At 58.7% G+C, this 18,217-nt stretch carries 18 protein-coding genes; 9 read left to right on the plus strand and 9 right to left on the minus strand.

From position 1 onward, the window contains the following. Nucleotides 1-149 precede the first annotated feature (149 nt). From ACWHXT_RS01455 to ACWHXT_RS01475, 5 genes are all read left to right on the plus strand, one after another. Nucleotides 150-1,928: a putative bifunctional diguanylate cyclase/phosphodiesterase gene (locus ACWHXT_RS01455; protein ID WP_447956956.1), complete on the plus strand. Its 1,779-nt coding sequence runs from the start codon at nucleotides 150-152 to the stop codon at nucleotides 1,926-1,928. Nucleotides 1,929-1,971: 43 nt separating this feature from the next. Further along, complete coding sequence (locus ACWHXT_RS01460; RefSeq protein WP_447929108.1) at nucleotides 1,972-2,196, plus strand: DUF2835 family protein; 225 nt, start codon at nucleotides 1,972-1,974, stop codon at nucleotides 2,194-2,196. A gap of 5 nt (nucleotides 2,197-2,201) precedes the next feature. Beyond that, nucleotides 2,202-2,582: a hypothetical protein gene (locus ACWHXT_RS01465; RefSeq protein ID WP_447927756.1), complete on the plus strand. Its 381-nt coding sequence runs from the start codon at nucleotides 2,202-2,204 to the stop codon at nucleotides 2,580-2,582. 128 nt (nucleotides 2,583-2,710) lie between these two features. Beyond that, nucleotides 2,711-3,301, plus strand: coding sequence for an antibiotic biosynthesis monooxygenase (locus ACWHXT_RS01470; protein WP_447927757.1), 591 nt, complete (start codon nucleotides 2,711-2,713; stop codon nucleotides 3,299-3,301). Nucleotides 3,302-3,377: 76 nt separating this feature from the next. After that, nucleotides 3,378-4,049, plus strand: a complete 672-nt coding sequence (locus ACWHXT_RS01475; protein ID WP_447956957.1) for a glutathione S-transferase — start codon at nucleotides 3,378-3,380, stop codon at nucleotides 4,047-4,049. A gap of 41 nt (nucleotides 4,050-4,090) precedes the next feature. Here ACWHXT_RS01475 and nhaD read toward each other — a convergent pair whose 3' ends face one another. Then, nucleotides 4,091-5,569 (minus strand): sodium:proton antiporter NhaD, encoded by a 1,479-nt coding sequence (gene nhaD / locus ACWHXT_RS01480; protein ID WP_447956958.1) that lies wholly within the window; start codon nucleotides 5,567-5,569, stop codon nucleotides 4,091-4,093. A 415-nt stretch (nucleotides 5,570-5,984) separates the two neighbouring features. Between nhaD and ACWHXT_RS01485 the strand changes: the two genes are divergently transcribed. Then, entirely contained in the window at nucleotides 5,985-6,962 is a 978-nt protein-coding gene (locus tag ACWHXT_RS01485; protein ID WP_447956959.1) for a TAXI family TRAP transporter solute-binding subunit, read from the plus strand. A gap of 73 nt (nucleotides 6,963-7,035) precedes the next feature. Continuing rightward, nucleotides 7,036-8,826, plus strand: coding sequence for a TRAP transporter permease (locus ACWHXT_RS01490; RefSeq protein WP_447956960.1), 1,791 nt, complete (start codon nucleotides 7,036-7,038; stop codon nucleotides 8,824-8,826). On the opposite strand, the gene ACWHXT_RS01495 is transcribed toward ACWHXT_RS01490, so the two are convergent. Both ACWHXT_RS01495 and ACWHXT_RS01500 read right to left on the minus strand, forming a co-directional pair. Beyond that, nucleotides 8,797-9,363 (minus strand): hypothetical protein, encoded by a 567-nt coding sequence (locus ACWHXT_RS01495; RefSeq protein ID WP_447956961.1) that lies wholly within the window; start codon nucleotides 9,361-9,363, stop codon nucleotides 8,797-8,799. The genes ACWHXT_RS01490 and ACWHXT_RS01495 overlap by 30 nt on opposite strands. A 34-nt stretch (nucleotides 9,364-9,397) precedes the next feature. Further along, entirely contained in the window at nucleotides 9,398-10,354 is a 957-nt protein-coding gene (locus ACWHXT_RS01500; protein WP_447927762.1) for a calcium/sodium antiporter, read from the minus strand. A 205-nt stretch (nucleotides 10,355-10,559) separates the two neighbouring features. On the opposite strand from ACWHXT_RS01500, the gene ACWHXT_RS01505 reads away from it, so the two are divergent. Beyond that, complete coding sequence (locus tag ACWHXT_RS01505) at nucleotides 10,560-11,285, plus strand: metal-binding protein ZinT (protein ID WP_447956962.1); 726 nt, start codon at nucleotides 10,560-10,562, stop codon at nucleotides 11,283-11,285. Nucleotides 11,286-11,661: 376 nt separating this feature from the next. Further along, nucleotides 11,662-12,561 carry a GGDEF domain-containing protein gene (locus tag ACWHXT_RS01510; protein WP_447956963.1) on the plus strand — a complete coding sequence of 300 codons (900 nt, stop codon included), beginning with the start codon at nucleotides 11,662-11,664 and terminating at the stop codon, nucleotides 12,559-12,561. Here the strand turns inward: ACWHXT_RS01510 and ACWHXT_RS01515 are convergent, their stop codons facing one another. The 6 genes from ACWHXT_RS01515 to ACWHXT_RS01540 all read right to left on the minus strand — a co-directional run bounded on the left by ACWHXT_RS01515 (nucleotide 12,562) and on the right by ACWHXT_RS01540 (nucleotide 18,157). Beyond that, complete coding sequence (locus ACWHXT_RS01515) at nucleotides 12,562-13,323, minus strand: SDR family NAD(P)-dependent oxidoreductase (RefSeq protein ID WP_447956964.1); 762 nt, start codon at nucleotides 13,321-13,323, stop codon at nucleotides 12,562-12,564. It abuts the gene before it with no gap. A gap of 77 nt (nucleotides 13,324-13,400) precedes the next feature. Next, the gene (locus ACWHXT_RS01520; protein ID WP_447956965.1) at nucleotides 13,401-13,961 is read right to left on the minus strand and encodes a M15 family metallopeptidase; all 561 of its coding nucleotides are present in this window, start codon (nucleotides 13,959-13,961) and stop codon (nucleotides 13,401-13,403) included. A gap of 262 nt (nucleotides 13,962-14,223) precedes the next feature. Further along, a complete protein-coding gene (locus ACWHXT_RS01525; RefSeq protein ID WP_447956966.1) occupies nucleotides 14,224-15,501 on the minus strand; it encodes a TRAP transporter large permease in 1,278 nt (425 codons plus the stop codon). Then, entirely contained in the window at nucleotides 15,498-15,995 is a 498-nt protein-coding gene (locus ACWHXT_RS01530) for a TRAP transporter small permease (RefSeq protein ID WP_447956967.1), read from the minus strand. The genes ACWHXT_RS01525 and ACWHXT_RS01530 overlap by 4 nt, the downstream gene beginning before the upstream one ends. A gap of 70 nt (nucleotides 15,996-16,065) precedes the next feature. Further along, complete coding sequence (dctP, locus tag ACWHXT_RS01535) at nucleotides 16,066-17,094, minus strand: TRAP transporter substrate-binding protein DctP (protein WP_447956968.1); 1,029 nt, start codon at nucleotides 17,092-17,094, stop codon at nucleotides 16,066-16,068. Nucleotides 17,095-17,230: 136 nt separating this feature from the next. Beyond that, the gene (locus ACWHXT_RS01540; protein WP_447956969.1) at nucleotides 17,231-18,157 is read right to left on the minus strand and encodes a LysR family transcriptional regulator; all 927 of its coding nucleotides are present in this window, start codon (nucleotides 18,155-18,157) and stop codon (nucleotides 17,231-17,233) included. Between the last annotated feature and the right edge of the window lie 60 nt (nucleotides 18,158-18,217).

The following is an 18,217-nucleotide window of genomic DNA, read 5'->3' on the forward strand; positions in this document are numbered from 1 at the left end:
TGACGAGCAGCATGAGCTACGCGTGTCAGTCACGCGTGTGAGTAAAGGGTGGTCAAGCAAGCGGTATCAGTGACCGGTGTGTCGATTGCATAAGAGAGTAAGACGGGCGCGATAAAGCCCGCTGCTCGATCTGCTTAAGGAGCAGTTCATTGACCCCACAAAAAACCGATATTGCGCCGTCTTTGGGCCCCGGTGCACCGCTGTCGGTCGTTGACGTCGGCGGCTCTTTCTCGCCCAGCGAGGCCGCGTTCGGCTACGCCAACGAAGCCATTATCATTACCGATGCCGACAACCTGGTGCTCGACGTCAACCCGGCGTTTTGCGAGCTGACCGGGCTTACACGCGAACAGGCGATGGGTAAGTCGCCCCAGTCGTTCAGTATTCTGGCGCTTGAGGATAACCACGAATCGCGCCTGGTCCGCGAGGAAGCCCGGTTTCGTGATCGCGGCAAAAGCCAGGTCAGCTACAAAAGCCACGATGGCAAATTCTACCCGGCGATGATGTCGACCAACCGGGTACGCGACACGCAGGGCGCGGTGGCCTACCACGTCATCGTGCTCGCGGACCTTTCGGCCATTCCCGCCCATGCGCGGCATTTAAACCGCGAGGTCTATTTCGATTCGCTGACCGGCCTGCCCAACCTGCAGCTTTTGACCCAGCTGATCCAGGAATCCATTGCCCACGCCGACGCCCGCGGGCTTCCGCTGGCGGTGTGTTCGCTGGACATCGACTACTTCCAAACGATCAACGAGCGTTTGGGGCCGCAGTGCGGCGACACGATTCTCGCCACGTTCTCCCAGCGCGTCAGTCACCTTCTATTTGGCGATGACGTGCTGGCCCGCGTAGGCGGCGACGAGTTCGTGCTGCTGTTGCACCACGGCGTGGACCAGGCGTATTTCGAGGCGCTGCTGGACTCTATTCGTCAGCCGCTGTTGATCGATGGGCAAAGCATCTACCTGACGGTGAGTCTGGGCGTCACGCTTTACCCGGAAGATGACACCCAGGGTGATGTACTGCTGCGCCATGCCAATCAGGCGATGTACCGCGCCAAGCAGCGCGGGCGCAATATCTACCACTTTTTCGACCCTCTCCAGGACCGGCTGCTGCGCGCGCGTCACGAACAGCGCAAGCGCTTCGTCGACGCGCTCAGCCATCAGGAGCTACGCCTTCACTATCAGCCGCAAATCGATATGCGAAGCGGCGAGGTCATTGGCCTGGAGGCGCTGATCCGCTGGCAGCACCCTGAAGATGGCCTGCTGGCGCCGGCGGCCTTTTTACCGGCCATCGAAACCACCAGCCTCGAGGTAGAGCTTGGCGAATGGGTGATCAACGAAGCGCTGCGCCAGCTCTCGGTGTGGCAACATCAGGGACTGGCGCTGACGGTCAGTGTCAATATCAGCCCGGCTCATCTTCTGGTGAAGGACTTCAGCCAGCGTTTGTCGGCGTGTTTGGCGGCGTATCCCAACGTTTGCCCCCGCTTTTTGAAGCTGGAGGTGCTCGAAAGCGCTGCCATTCACGATATTCAGTCAGCCCTGGTCAACATGACCTGCTGCCAGGCACTGGGGGTCGGGTTTGCGATCGACGACTTCGGCACCGGCTTCTCGTCGCTGACCCACCTTCGTCAGCTGCCGGTGAACCTGATTAAAATCGATCAAAGCTTCGTGCGGGATATGCTCATCGACAACGACGACATGGCGATCGTCGAGAGCGTGATCTATATGGCCAACCGGTTCAAAAAACCGATGCTGGCGGAAGGCGTGGAAACGCTGGCCCACGCCAGCGCGTTGATGGCACTTGGCTGTCACCTGGCCCAGGGCTACGGTATCGCAAAACCCATGGCCGCCGGCCAGGTGCCTGGCTGGATCGAGCAGTGGCCCGAGCGTCTCGATTGGCAAACCCTCAAGCCGTTATCGAAAGGCCTGCGATAAATGTCGAACGATGTTAGTTTGAGTGATTTTTGAAGCCCCGACCATGCCCTCTATCGATGTTATCCTTAACCTGACCCAGCGTGAGTGCCTGGCGCACTACGAAGGTCGCTATAACAATGTACGGGCACGCAGTATCGACGGCCGCTGGGTCGTGTTTCCCGCTGAAGCGCTTCGCCGCGTAGTGGACCAGGACGGTGTCCACGGCGTGTTTAGGTTGATCTTTACCGATGAAGGTCGTTTTAGTCGTATCGTTTTTGTTCGAAGGTGATTTAAATGCACTCCCAAAAGGCAGTGACGACAACCCTCCGGGAGTTGGTACTTAGCGTTATTCCCAACCTGAACCTGGCGGAAAAGCTGGTGTTCAATACGCTCGAAAGTTTGATCGAAAGCGCCAGTGACCCGTTCGAGGTGATAAGGCGTAAAGAGCAAAAAGAGCACTTTACACTGGAGGTGTATCGCTTGCGCCTGGCGCTGGAGGTGCTGCTGGAGCGCCACCGGCGCGATGTGAACGCGCTGCTTGCCGATGAACACCACCCCACCGAGGCGCTTTGGCTCTCGGAGGATGAAGAGCTGGCCGTTGCCGAGGCCATTGCCATCTACCAGCGCGTACGCGCTTTTCAGCGCGGCGAGCGCTCGACGCCCGTCCATCATTAATTCCCAGGTTTAGACTCCACTGGCACGCATATTGCCTCTATAATGAGACGCTCGCCCAGGGCTTACCCGCCCCGGCGGCTGGCAGCCGGCCTACCCGGCAAGCTGCTTCATTGATCAGGAGATAACCCATGTCTGCCTCACCCGTTACCTTGATGGTGGCCCGTCGCGTGGCCGACGGCCGCTATCAGGACTTTAACCGCTGGTTGAACGAAGGCCGTGACCTGGCGGCGGATTTCCCCGGCTACCTGGGCTCCGGCGTATTGGCGCCGCCCAAGGGCGACGACGAGTATCAAATCGTTTTTCGCTTTAGTAGCCACCAAACGCTCAACGCCTGGCAGCATTCGGCCTCTCGGGGCGGCTGGCTCAAGCGGGGTAAGGGCCTTTACGATGCCCCAATCGAACAGCGCGCCACGGGGCTTGGCGCCTGGTTTCAAATGGATGGGGGCGAGCCGCCGCCGCGCTGGAAGCAAGCGGTAGCCGTGTGGCTGGCGTTCTTTCCCATTTCGCTGATGTTTCAGGCGCTGTTTGGTGCTTTTTTGGCGGATTGGGCGCTGGTGCCCCGTGTACTGGTGAGTACGCTAGCGCTCACTCCGGTCATGGTGTTTATCTTTATTCCGCTCTCGACCCGACTGCTCCGGCCCTGGCTTCAGGGCAAGTGGCCGCCGCGGGAGATGCTTTCGCGCTGGTGGCAAAGCTACCGCTCCCAGGCCAAGCTGTAACGGATGACGTCTGGTCGGCAAGCCCGGCCAGACGATAGGCACCAGGCAATACCGCCATCGACGACAGGGAAGGGCCATGATCCACGTACACCATCTCGAGAAATCGCGCTCCCACCGGGTTATCTGGCTTTTAGAGCTTTTGGAACTCGAGTACGAGATCCGCGTTTATAAGCGCAACCCCAAAACCCAGCAGGCGCCCAAAGAGCTCAAGGACGTGCATCCGCTGGGCAAATCGCCGGTGATTACCGACGGCGAGCTGGTCATTGCCGAGTCCGGCGCGATCATCGACTACCTGATCGAGCGCTACGGCAACGGGCGTTTCAAACCGGACATCGACGCGCTCAATGACTGGGTCGATTATCGTTACTGGCTGCACTACGCCGAAGGCTCCTTGATGCCGCTTCTGCTGATGAGCCTGATCTTTAGCATGATTCCCAAACAGTCGCCGGCCCTGGTGCGGCCCGTGGCCAAGGGCATAAGCTCGACGGTGCGCGAGCGCTTTATCGACCCGCAGCTCGACCAGCACGTGGCGTTCATGGAAGCGCACCTGGCAAAGCACGGCAACTTCGGCGGCCAGTGGCCAAGCGGCGCGGATGTGCAGATGAGCTTTCCCATTCTGGCGCTGAAGGGCACACGCTCGCTGGAGGCGTATCCAAGCATCGACGCCTACGCCCAACGCATCGAAAGCGACCCGACCTGGCAGCGCGTGATCGAACGCGCCGGGCCTTTGAATATACTCGAGCGTTAAACGATTGCCCCGGCGCCAGACGAGCGGCGCCGGGGGTAGGGCTAATTCAGTGGCCCAAAGCTACCCGCGTTGAGCCACAGGTGGACCAGAATACTCGCCACGTAGCCAAGCAGAATCACCGGCGTCCAGCGAAGGTGGCCCATGAAGGTATACGACCCGCGGGCCTGGCCCATCACCGCGACCCCCGCTGCCGAGCCAATCGAGAGCAGGCTGCCCCCGACCCCGGCGGTCAGCGTAATCAATAGCCACTGGCCGTGCGCCATCTCCGGCTGCATGGTCAGCACGGCGAACATCACCGGAATGTTGTCCACCACCGCCGAGACCACGCCGAGCACCACGTTGGCCCAGGTCGGGTTCCAGCCGGTATAGAGCGCCTCGGACAAAAGCCCCAGGTAGCCCATGAAGCCAAGGCCCCCTACGCACATCACCACCCCGTAGAAGAATAGCAGCGTGTCCCACTCGGCCCGTGCCACCCGGTTGAAAACATCGAAAGGCACCACGCTACCCAACTGCTCGAGCTTTTTATTGTCGCCCCGGCGGCTGTAACGTTCGCGCTTTCGCGCAAGCGACTTGGGTAAGCTCTTGCGCAGGTAAAAGCCGAAAAACTGCAGGTAGCCAAGACCGGTCATCATGCCCAGCACCGGCGGCAGGTGTAAAAGCGTATGACACAGTACGGCGGTGGTAATGGTGAGCAAAAACAGCGCAACGATACGCCGCGCGCCGCGCTTCAAAGCGACCTCCTCGTAAACGCTGCCCGGCTTTTGGTTCTTGATGAAGGCGCTCATGATCAGCGCAGGGACCAGGAAGTTGACCAGTGCCGGCACGAATAGAATGAAGAAGTCCTGAAACTCGATGAGCCCGGCCTGCCACACCATGAGCGTGGTGATATCGCCAAAGGGGCTGAACGCGCCGCCGGCGTTGGCAGCCACCACGATATTGATACACGCCAGGTTGATGAAACGCCGGTCGCCTTCGGCGACCTTGGTAATGACTGCGCACATCAAAAGTGCGGTGGTCAGGTTGTCGGCAATGGGCGAAAGCACGAAGGCAAGCCCCCCGGTCAACCAAAACAGCGTGCGGTAATTGAAGCCTTTACGCAGCATCCAGCAGCGCAGGGCATCGAATATCCGGCGCTCTTCCATGGCGTTGATGTAGGTCATGGCCACCAGCAAAAACAGCATTAGCTCGGTAAACTCCAAAAGGGTCATCCGAAACGCGTACTCCGACGCCTCTGATAGCCCGTTTTGAACGTATACCCAGCCAATGAGTCCCCAGATGATGCCCGCGGCGACCAGCACCGGCTTGGATTTGCGCATGTGGATCTTTTCTTCGGCCATGACCAGCGCATAGGCCAGTACGAACACGCCCAGCGCAAAAAATCCCACTGTTGATGTGGTCAAATCGAGATCGCCGGTCACCGCAAACGCGGAAGGAGCCAAACAAAAAAGCACTAGTGACAACCAAAAAAGCCAGCGGCGAGAGGGTCGCGGCTGGCGTGGGGCTTGATGCAGCGTTAGCATGAGAGCAAGTTCCTGTGAGTTTAAAAAGGGCGAAAAAGTCCTGCCAAGTTTAACAATTCAGCTTTTATCGCAATACGGAATTAAAACGAACGAAGTTTGTAGTAAGTTGGTTTTAATGAATCTTTTTTTAGTAAATTAACCGTTTCGCTAATAGCCAATATCGCCCATAAGTGGCATATCTCTTAATGCTCTTATCCGTTAGTCGATAAAGCACGTTAAACGGGTTTCGATAAGCCGCCAGTCGATAAGACCGCCTGACACTATGGGCCTGGCACTATGGATCAGCTCAGGCGCTGGGGCGGGGCTCGGCATGTAGCTGTCTCGAGCGTCAAGTCATGGTATGTTAGCCGCGCCGGCCTCGCGGGCTGGCCATCAAGAGATCTCTATCGAGAGCTGCCCCCAACGAGGACGCCCCATGCGCCATTTTACTTGCTCACTTCGCCGCGCACTGAGTGTATCGGCCACGTTGCTCGCCTTGAGTGCTTTATCCTTCGCCGCCCAGGCGGAAACCCGGATCACCTATAAATCCTCTTCGGCGGGAACCGCTTATTATCAAATGGGCGTCGAGCTTTCCGAAGCGATCCGCGAAGGTACCCAGGATGACATCATTCTGACGCTCGAGGAGAGCCAGGGCTCGGTACAAAACGTCATGGAAGTGATGGCGCGCCAGGGCAATTATGTGTTCACTACGCCGCCGGCGCTCGTCGAGCAGGCCATGGCGGGCGAGGGGCCTTTTGCTCAGCGCCAGGGCCCGCGCCTACAGGAAATTCGCGGCCTTTTCCCGATTCCTTTCATTACCATGCACTTCGTGCTGGCCGACGACCAGGGGACGGCGTCGTTCGACGAGCTAGCGGGTAAGCACGTGTTGATCGGCCGCGGCACCTTTGGCGCCCGGGAAGCGCAGCGCTATTTCGAGCTGTTCGACCTTGAAAACGACATTCGCGTGGCGGATGCGGCGCTGGGCAGCGGCCCGGATGCGCTCAAAAACGGCCAGATCGATGCCTTCGTGACCGCAAGCTCCTTCCCGACGCCCAACGTGATCGAAATCGCCGCCAGTATGCCGATCACGCTGGTATCGCTTACCGACGAGCAGATCGAGCAAACCGGCGCGACGGCGCAGTTGATTCCCGGCGGTACCTATCCCGGCGTGGATGAAGACGTCAACACCACGTCGCTGCCGGTCATGGCCTTTACCACCGCGCAAATGGACGACGACACCGCCTACACGCTGACCAAAACCTTCTGGGAGCGCCGCGACGCCATGGCCGAAGAAGCCGCCTGGTGGGGCAGCATCACCCCGGCGCTTTTGGACAACCTGGCAACGCCGCTGCACTCCGGGGCGCTGCGCTATTACGATGAAGCCGGTATCGACGTGCCCGACGCACTGCGTTAACCCCCTTTATTTTCCTGATACGCACTACAGCGGCCAGGCCGCTGTAGTGCGTTTGTGTTGATAGGCATATCCGATGCAGGCTCTTTCAGAAACGCCCGCGGCCAAGGCAAGCCCTTGGGCGAAGGGGTGGGTGGCCCTGGGCGCGGCAAGCGTCCTTTTTCATCTTGGACTCATTTTTTACGGCCTGGCCCCGGCGCTGGTCAGCCGGCCGCTGCACATGGCGCTGCTGCTGCCCTGGGTGCTGGTGTATATGGCACGCACCCGCTTTCAACGGCTAAGCGGTGGGTTGCTGACGCTTCTGGGCGTGGCGGCGTGTGGCTATATCGCGCTCAACGAGCAGGCGTTGGCTTACCAGTACGGCTTCATCGATACGCCGCTTCAGATGGCCATCGGCGTGTTTTTGATCTTTCTCGCCCTGGAGGCCGCCCGCCGGGCGATTGGCTGGCCGCTGCCGCTGGTGGCGTTGCTGGCGCTGATGTACGGCGTCTTCGGTGAATACATTCCCGGCACGTTCGGCCACGCGGGCATTCCTTTACCCAGCATGGTGGGCACGCTCACCATCGCCGAAGGCGGGCTTTGGGGGTCACTCACCGGGGTTAGCGTCGGCGTGGTCGCGATCTTCGTCATTTTTGGCGCGGTGCTCAACGCAGGCGAGGCGGGCCGGGGCTTCATGAACCTGGCGGGCGCCCTTGCCGGGCGGTTGACCGGCGGCGGGGCGAAGGTCTCGGTGATCTCTTCGGCGCTGATGGGCTCGATTTCCGGGTCCGCCTCGGCCAACGTGGCCTCGACCGGCGCGATCACCATTCCCTCCATGGTGCGGCTGGGCTACCCGCGTTCGCTGGCCGGCGCGGTCGAAGCGGTGGCGTCTTCCGGCGGGCAGATCATGCCGCCCTTGATGGGGGCCGGCGCCTTCGTCATGGTCGAGCTGACCGGCACGCCCTATACCCTGATCATGGCGGCGGCGGCCCTGCCCGCGGTGCTCTATTTTCTGACCGTTTGGGTAGGCATCAACGCCTATGCGACCCGCTACGATCTCAAGCCCGTGGCGGCCAGCGAGCGCCCGGCGGCGAAAGAGGTGCTGATTACCTCGCTGTTTTTCGCGGTGCCCTTCGTGCTGCTGTTGGAGCGTATTTTCAACGGCGGCTATACCCCGCAGTACGCGGCGAGTATTGCGATTTTCGCGGGCATGGCGCTGCTTTTGTTCAACGTTCGCTTGCGCTTCTCGCTGGCCGGGTTTGGTCAGCGTTTGAGCGAGGCGGCCCTCACCGCCGGGCGCCAGATCGCCGTGATCGGCTCGATCATCGTCTGCGCCTCGCTGGTGATTGGCGTGCTTTCGCTGACCGGGCTGGGGGTGAAGATCACCTCGGGCATTTTGTCGCTTTCCGGCGATATGCTCTGGCCCGCACTTTTGCTCACCGCTTTGGCCTGTTTGATTCTGGGTATGGAAGTGCCCACTACCGCCGCCTACGTCATTTGCGTGTCGGTGGCGGGGCCGGCGTTGACCTCACTCGGCCTTTCGCCGCTGCTGGCCCACCTGTTCGTGTTCTGGTTTGCGCTGTTGTCCACGATTACGCCGCCGGTGTGCGGTGGGGTGTTCATCGCTGCGGGCATGGTGGGGGAGAACTGGCTCAAGGTCGCCTTGAAGGCAATGGCGCTGGGTATCGGCCTCTACATCATTCCGCTGGCCATGGTGGCCAACCCCGCCATCATCGAGCTTGCCGTCGACCCCGCCCAGGCGGTGCTCATGGCGTTCAAGGTGGCGGTAGGCCTGGCGCTGATCTCGTTTGGCGTGATCGCCCGGCGCGCGACCTGGTGGCGAGTGCTGCTGGTACTGTTAGGCGCCGCGGCGATCTTTCTCGTGTAGCCACAGCGGCGAATCCTTTCCAAGCGGGGTGGTTGCGTAGACCACCCAGCTATCCAGCGCTGGGCCTAGTGAGCGCGCAACGCGCAACGTCCTTGGCGCGTTAAGCGCCACCGCCTCGGCGCAAATGCCCGCCACCTCTTCGCCTTCCAGCAGCGCCTGGCCAACAGCGGCGGTGGTCGGCAATTCCCGTACCTCGGCAAAGGCGCTCAAATCGGTGTAGTAGCGAGTAGCCGCTTGAAGCGCCACCCGCGCGGGGCTTTCGACGTCGCGGCGCACCACCAACGCCAGCGGGTGGGAGCCGGCAATGAACGTGTCCACCGGAAAGGCGCGGTGCATGGTGCGGCTCACGCACTCGGCGTGGCTTGCGTGAGCGGTGCATTGCAGCAGGTGGGTAATCTCACCGTTTAAAAGCGCGGTGAAGGCGCGCTCGAAGGTGTCAAAGTAGACGCTCTGGCCCGCTGGGGCGTGGTGTGCCAGGTAGCGCTGGGCGATCAGCGCGTGGTTGCTGCTCTCTGGTCCTAATGTGCCCAAACGCACGGGCGGCTCCTTTCATCGGCAGGGGGGCGCATCATTATGCCAAAAGCGTAAAGCTTGCCGCTACGTAGGCCACGTAGGCTGCCAGCAGCAGTGCCCCTTCCGTTCGGGAAAGGCGCCGCCCGGTGTAGAGAAATATCACCAGCACGACCGCCGCGCCCAGCATGACCCACTGGTCGAACGCCGCCATGCGCTCGACCAGCGTAAGCGGCTGTAAAAATGCCGATATGCCCAGAATACCCAACAGGTTGAAGATGTTACTGCCCAGAATGTTACCCACCGCTACATCGGCTTGGCGGCGAAGAGCGGCCACCAGCGACACCGCAAGCTCGGGCAATGAAGTGCCCACCGCCACCACGGTTAGCCCGATGACCGCCTCGGAGAGCCCCGCCGCCTGGGCGATGCCCACGGCGCCGTAAAGCAGCAGCTGAGAGCCGCCAATCAACAGCGCGAGCCCGCCGGCGAGACTGGCGAGAATCCACAGGGTCGAGGTAGGGCGCTTGGCCGGTGGCGGTGTTGGGGTCTTGGCGAGCTCGGCCTCACCGCCCGCTTGACGCTCGCCCAGGTACGCCCAAACGAGGTAGGCGGCAAGCCCGGCCAGCAGCAGTATGGCATCCAACCGGCCAAGCTCGCCGCTCAAGCCCAGCGCGATGAATAAAAACGTGGCGAGCAGCATGACCAGGCCATCGCGCTTGAGCACTTCACGTTTGGCGGTAAGCGGGAATATCAGCGCACACAGACCCAGAATCAGCAGAACGTTGCCGATATTACTGCCCACTACGTTACCAATGGCGATATCGGGCTGTTGCCCGAGCGCGGCGTTGATCGACACCATGAGCTCCGGCATGGACGTGCCAAAGCCGACGATCACCAGACCGGTAAAAAGTGCCGAGACGCCGAGGCGCTCGGCCCCGGCGACCGCACCGCGAACGAGCCCTTCACCGCCCAGCGTTAAAAGCGCGATGCCGCCCAGCAAACTCAGTGTGTAAAGCATGTTCGATCCTTGTTATCCCCGGCCATGTCGGCGCCTACCCGCTTAAATTAGCGCGATAAAACGATCACTACCAGGATTAAAAAAGCGGGTTGGACTATTGGCGAATCTCGCTTTTTATTGATATGTTATATCATTGTTTTAAGGGCTGTCCATCAGGCTCAAAACAAACCCTCGGGTTACATTTGATTTAAAAACAGGAGCGTATATGTCACGTTTTTCAGGCAAGACACTAGGGGCGGTCGCCGCGGGTTCGCTGCTGCTGGTAGGTTTGCAGGGCGCGCATGCCGAGCAAGAGGACCACGCGCACTCCCACGATCATGAGCACTCCCACGACCATGACCATTCTCACGATCACGATCACGATCACGGCCATGACCATTCGCATTCCCACGATCACGACAGCGATATTTACGCCGGCTACTTCGATGATGAACAGGTGGAAGATCGTCCGCTAACCGACTGGGAAGGCGATTGGCAGTCCGTTTATCCCTATCTACAGGATGGCTCGCTGGAGCCGGTGTTCGAGCACAAGGCTGAAAACGGTGACAAAACCGCCGAGGAGTATGCCGATTACTACGACATCGGTTATGAAACCGAGGTCGAGCGCATCGTGATCGATGGCAACACCATCACGTTTTATGAAAACGGCGAAGAGCGCAGCGCCGAGTATCAATACGACGGCTACGAAATTCTGGAATACGAGGCGGGCAATCGCGGCGTTCGGTTTATCTTTGAAAACGAGGACACCGATAGCATGCCGCGCTATATCCAGTTCAGCGATCATGATATTTATCCGGTCCAGGCACATCACTTCCACCTCTACTGGGGCGATGACCGCGAAGCCCTGCTGGAAGAGGTGACGAACTGGCCAACCTACTACCCAAGCGGAATGGATAGCGACGAAATCGTATCGGAAATGCTCGCCCACTAACCGGGCAGCAGTGCTGACAACATCACCCAACGCCCCCTGCGCTCAATCGCCTGGGGGCGTTTTTTGGGTAGCGACCGAGGTGAAAGCGCGCCTTTTTTAGAACGTGGCGGCGTTTACCGGTGTCATAGCCTCCAGGTGTGGCGCCAGGAGGCGATGGATTCGGCTCCCCGGCCACCCCTGAAAAAGTGAGAGAACTGTTTTTGTTATGTAATTTATTTGTTTAATAGTGTGGGATATCAGCGATATCGGTTAAAAAGTGTATCATAGTGTAATTGAAAAGAGCCGTCCTGGCGGCCTATAGCGGCTGCCAGTATTTTCACGGCTTTAAAGAGTAGTGAAGGACGCTGCTCAATCATGATTCATTGGACGAAAATACATGCTGGAACCTCTGGTAACGCCAACTCCTCCTGTTATGGAGCCCAATCGCCAAGCCATCGCCATTTTGGGCGGCCGGCCGGATAGCATGGGCTTGCATATTCTGGATGCCAGCGATGAGTACACGCGGTTCTGGGGCGGAGAGCGCAAGCAGTGGCTGGGCGCATCGCCTAAAATCGTGAGTCACGATATCGACAACCGAAAGCTACTGCGCAAGCTAAGTTGTGCGCTGGCCAAGGGGGACGTGGACGCTGGCTACTCGCTTAGCGGGCTCGATAAGAGCCCGCTAAGCGCGGGTAAGCCGAGCGTACTGATCGAGTGGCGCGTTACGGCGATTACCATGCCCGGCTACACCGAGCGCGTACTGGTACTGGTCCAACGCGATATTTCCAAACGCGTCGAAAAAGAGGCCGAGCTCGAGCGCCTTGCCACCACCGATACGTTGACCGGGCTTTATAACCGCGCCCGCTTCGACCAACTGCTTAAAAAAGAGATCAACCGGCTCAACCGTTACGTGCGCTCTTTCTCGCTGATCATGCTCGATATCGACTTTTTCAAGACGATCAACGACAGCCACGGCCATGACGTAGGCGACCAGGTGCTGGCAAAGCTTGGCAGGCTACTGAGAAACAACCTGCGTAAAGTGGACCACTGCGCCCGTTGGGGCGGCGAAGAGTTCATGATTTTGGCCCCGGAAACCTCCCTCGAACAGGCGGTACAGCTGGCGGAAAAGATCCGCTGCTGTATACAAAAGACGCGCTTTCCCCAGGTGGGCAGCGTGACGGTCAGCCTGGGAGTCATCGAGGCACGCCTGAACGAATCGCAAAAAAGCGTGATGAAACGTGCCGATAACGCCCTTTACCAGGCCAAGGAGCAAGGACGTAATCGGGTCCGCTACTAATCAGCCATTGTCGCGATCCACGGCAAACGGGGACCACGCCTGACGTACCGGCATGATCTCGAGACGGTTGATATTGATGTGCGCGGGCAGCGTGGCCAGGTAGAAAAGCTGTTCGGCGATATCCTCGGCCTGCAACGGGCTCGTGCCACGATAGAGCTTGTCCGAAGCTTCCTGATCGCCCTTGTTGCGCACCAGGGTAAACTCGGTTTCCGCCATGCCCGGCGCCAGGTCGGTGACGCGCACGCCGGTCCCCAGCAAGTCGCAGCGCAGGTTATAGCTAAACTGCTCGACGAATGCCTTCGACGCCCCATACACGTGCCCACCCGGGTAGGGCCAGTGCCCAGCCACCGAACCCAGGTTCAAAATGCTCGCCCCTTCGCCGTGATCGATCAAAAGCGGCAGCGCCGCGTGGGTGACGTTGACCAACCCGGTAATATTGGTGTCGATCATCGTGTGCCAGTCTTTTAAATCGGCGTTCTGCGCCGGCCCCGGCGCTAGCGCAAGCCCCGCGTTATTGACCAGACACGTCAGCGGTAAAAACGCTTCGTCCAGGTTGCCAAGCTCGCGGGTAACGGCGTCGCTATCGCGCACGTCCAGCGTCAGCGTGAGCACGCTGACCTGATCGCCAAGCTCGCTTTCGAGCGCTTTCAAACGCTCTTCACGGCGCCCGGTCAAAATCAATGACCAGCCCGCCTTGGCAAAGCGGTAGGCGGCGGCCCGGCCAAAGCCCGACGTGGCGCCGGTAATCAAAACGCTAGGCATCGTAAAACCTCCTGACTGACGTGAATATTGTACTGCGCCACTCTAATGTAGCGGGTTTGGGCCGTGTTCGTGAAGGCTTAGCCTAACTGGCGGCGCCAGCGGTTCTCGATCGTATCCAGTGCCGCCGAGCCGTAAGTCACCTCGGATTGCTCTTGATAGTGTCCCCATAGTTGATCGCCTCGGTCGAAATGCCACCATTCGCTCGGTAAGTTGGTGAATCCTTGTTCGGTCATGATGTGGTAAAGCAGGCGCCGATGATCTCGGGCATCGAGTGAGTGGTGCTCGAGAGAGCGCTCGAGGTAGGCAGTATGCGAGGCGGGGATCGCCTCGTCGAACAGCGTGCCCATGTCGAGCGGTACGCCGTCCGCGTCGCACAAGGTGACGTCCACCGCTCCACCGGTGAGGTGCGGGCTAGGCGCCGCGGCGTCTTGACTGGGAAGGGAGACGAACTCTCGGGTGCGCAGTAGCAGCGCCTTTTCGTCGAGGTCGGGGAAACGATCACGGATCGCCAGCTGCAGCGTTTCGAAAAGATACTGCTGCACTCGCCAAGGGCGCCAGCCATCCAGCACGATCAGCCCCAGCCCGCTGGGCAGGCGCCGCGCAGCGGCCACTAGCGCTCGGTAAACTCCTTCACGCACGAAACACTCATTAATCGCGCCAGGAATACCCAAACGCGCGTAGGCAGGGAAGACTCGGATGGGCGCGGGCGCCAGGCTCATTGGCAGTAGCCGTTCGCCATTGTCCCGAATCGAGAGCCTGTTGACGTGCTCCCAGTCTGGCGCGGGATAGTGAGGGATAGGCGGCAATGCCCGCCACTCTTCGTTACTTAGTGGCTCTGTCTTGTTGGCCAAGGTTTTATTCAAAGGGTTCGTGTGCAACGCTTTTTCATCCAACACGGTGTTATCCAAAATAGGTGGGCAGCCAAAGCGTGAGCTGAGGGAACACGATCAATAGCAGCAGTACGGCCACGGCGGTGAGAACAAAAGGCCAGATCGTCCTGAATAGAGAGACGATTTCCAGCCGGCTCACGGCGGCGGCTACGAACACGCACGCTCCCAGTGGCGGGGTGATCAGCGCAATGGTGATGTTCAGCGTGATGATCACGCCCAAATGGATCGGGTCGATGCCCGCCATCATCGCTACCGGCGAAAAGATGGGTGTGAGCAGCATTAGTGCCGACACCTCCTCCATGAACATCCCCGTGATGAAGGTGATCGCACTAAGCAATAACAAGATGACGACCATGTTATCCACGTAAGGCGAGAGAAGGTCGACGAATTGCGTCGGCACTTGCGCGTAGGAGAGCAGCCAACTGATGATGGACGATGCGGCCATGATCAAAAAGATCGCTGAAGTAAGTCGGGCGGTGTCTTTGATAGCTTGCCAGCAGTGGCGCAGCCGCAGCCCGCCCAATACCGCACCGCAAAGCGCAACGTAAAGAGCCGTTAGTGCCCCCGACTCTGTCGGTGTGAACACACCCAGCACGATACCTGCGACGATGATGAACGGGGCAATCAGCGCTGGCAGCGCGGCTACGAACGCCACGCTCAGCTCTTTCAAAGTGGGCAGACGGCCGTTTGTGGTCAAATTGTGGCGCCAGGCATACCAAGCGTTCATGCCCATAAAGGCCAGGCCCAGCAGTAGCCCAGGCACGACGCCGGCGAGGAACAGGTCGCCTACCGAGGTATTGGTGAGCGAGGCGTAGAGAATCATGAAAATACTAGGTGGAATGATCGGCCCGATCAGTGAACTGCCCGCAGTTAGGCCAGCGGCGAAGGCGCGGGAGTATCCCTCTTTCTCCATGGCCGGGACCAGCAGCGAGCCCAGCGCGGACGTATCGGCTACTGCCGAGCCGTTCACGCCGGCAAAGAAGACGCTCGACACCACATTGACATGCCCCATGCCACCACGCAGGTGCCCAACGATCAGCCGGGCGAAGCCCATCAAGCGCTCGGTGAGACCGCTGGCGTTCATCAGATTGCCCGCCAGGATGAAAAGCGGAATCGCCATCAGCGAGAAGACATTGATGCCGCCAAAAAACTGCTGGGGCATCATCCGCAAGATCATGGCGGGATCAACGAACAGGAACCCGGTCAAAGCGGTAACTAAAAGCGCGATGAAAAGTGGCAGCCCGAGCAGCACGTGAGCGAGAAAGACACCCAGCATGGTCAGAATCATGCGTTATCCTCCACGGTTTTAAGCGGTGCGGGCCCGTAAAGAAGTACTTGCCAGGCGAGTAGTGCAAACCCGATGCCTAGAGAACATAGCGGTACTGAGCGGCTAATGCCTAGGCCGGACGTTTTGAAAAGTCCTACCGATGGGGAAAGTGCGTAACGAAAGCTTATCCAGGCACCCCCCAGGGTGATTAACAGTGTCACTACCCATTGGTAGAGGTTGAGCCCTTTTGAAAAGGGGGCGGGTAATAGACGCTCTAGTAACGCTACCCGCATATGCCCACCTTCTGTCCATACAGCTCCGGCTGCCAGCATCACGGTGGCAATGATAAGAAAACGCGAGAGCTCGTCGGTCCATATAGGTGCGCCACCTGCTATATAGCGCGCGAAGACGCCGTATAAAATAATGGCAACGTTGATCGCCAGCAAACCGCCGGCCAACGTGAGGGTAACGGGGCGGCTTATCGTAAGCAGCCGCTGACGTAAGGTGGTTAGCATGGCATCGCTCCGGCAAGCCTTTGGAAAAGAGCCAGCGGTTGCTGGCCCCTAAAGCGGTAAAAGTTACTGGCTACTGTGCCGTGCCGCTTTCGCCTGCATCCTCGAGCGCCATGTCGATCCAGCGCTGTTCGATGCCGCGCTCTTCCAGCCACTCAAAATAAGCGGGTTGGCCGATATCACGAAACGCTTCAAGCTCTTCTTGAGATGGGCGAATTACTTCCATGCCTTGTTCTTCAAGGTAGGCGATACGTGATTCGACCTGCGCTTCATTGCTTTCACGCGCGTTCTGGTTCGCCTCGACGACCGCCTCCATGAAAGTTTCACGAAGCTCATCGTCCCAGTTATCGATCATGGCGCTGTTGCCTACCAGAAACTGATCGGAGTACTGGATATTGGCCAGTGTCAGGTAATCCTGCACTTCGTAAAGGCTACCCAGGATAATGTACATCGGCGGATTCATCTGGCCGTTGGCTACGCCGGTACGCAGTGCCATGTAGGTTTCCGTCCAGGGTATCGGTGTGCCTGAGGCACCAAAGGACTCGTAAAGTGCTACCTGGCTTGGGTCCATGGCACGAAAACGTAGACCTTCGAAATCGTCCGGATGACTGATGGGTCGTTCGTTATTCGTGAAGGAGAGAAAGCCGCCTTCCTCGACCACCGCGAGCATCTCTACCCCAGTGCGCTCACTGAATTCATCCTTAAAAGCTTTCCAGTAGGTGCCCTCATCAAAAAAGCGGCGAGCGTCTGAAAAATCTTCGAACAAAAAGGGAATCGCGCTAACAAACAGTTCGTCCGCTAAAGGTGAGATGCCAGCAAAAGAGGCAATGTTAAGCATGGGCGTATTCATCGTTTGTTCCATACGCTCTTCTTCGTCACCTAACATGCTGTTGGCGAAAAGACGCAGTTCTATTTCCTGATCGGTACGTTCCTCCACCAGCTCTTTCAGGTTAGTGGCGAAAACGTGCACCGCATTTTTTTCCGGGTCCGGGGCGCCGTTATAGCTCAGGTTGATGGTCGTGGCAGCAAGTGCGTTGCCTGCGATGGCCAATGAACCGAGCAGGCAGGCGCTGACAAGGCGGTTCGGTGTGAAACGCAGCATAAGGGATCTCCTGTCTTCAATTTATAATGATCAGATCGTTGTGAGCAGGTAATGGATTACCTATTTATTATTGATCGAACCTCATAATGAGGTTAGGCATTGAAGTGTTGACTATGCAATACCTGAAGCGTTGTTTTTAAGGCAACAGACGTGGCGCGTCATTTGAGAAAAAGCGCATGCCGAGATGAAGGTGATCGAGATAAGTTGCGGCGGCAACGGTGAGTTCATGGCCTTTGAGGCTCACGATTTGCGCGCGGGCGTCGTTCATCAAGGGGTACTGCATGGGCAGCGTAACGATCTCGCCGCGTTCGATTTCATCCACCACGGTCAGTTCGGGCATGAAAGTAACCCCAATATTCGAGCGTACGAAATTTTTGAGTACCGCCACAGAATTGGTATAGAGACGCGCCTCGAGGTGGATACGCTCTAGCTGTTCGACCATATTGACCATCTGGCGCATACCGAAAGGATTGTCCATGAGGCCAAGCGGCCAAGGGCTGAGATCCACCAGCGTTAAGGGACGCTCGAGTTCGCACAGCGGGTGGTTCGGCGGAACGATCAAATCCAGCGGCTGACGCGTCTCCACATGACAATAAAGCGCCGAGTCGACGGGCGGAGCGTATAAAAGCGCTAAATCTACCTCGTAATCCTTCAGAAGCGAGACGGCCTCGTTGACGCCGGCCATGCGGATATCCACGTTGATACCTTCGAACGCATTCATGAACTCGCCCAACGGCTTGGCGATAAGGTCAGCGATGAATCCTTCCCCTACTGCGATACGTACGTTGCCGTGAGAGAGCCCTTGTAGCGCAGTCAACCGAGAGAGAACCGCTTCTTCCTGAGCGCGCTGCGTATTGAAATGCTGGGCGAGCAGTTGTCCTGCTTGAGTGGCACGCATACCGCTGCCGGCTCTTTCGCAAAGTTTGCTGCCAAGCGCCTCTTCTAGTGCCTTTATTTGGCGGCTAAGAGCGGAAGGGTCCACATCCAGATGTGCCGCCGCTCGGCGCAGTGAGCCTCGGCGGATGACCTCGTTCAAATAGACGAGCGCGCGCTGGTTGAGCATGAAACATCACCCGATAAAGCATAAAGGAGAGGAAATCTAGTTTAGCAGACCAGGCTCAAA

The organism is Vreelandella halophytica (genome assembly GCF_968193635.1).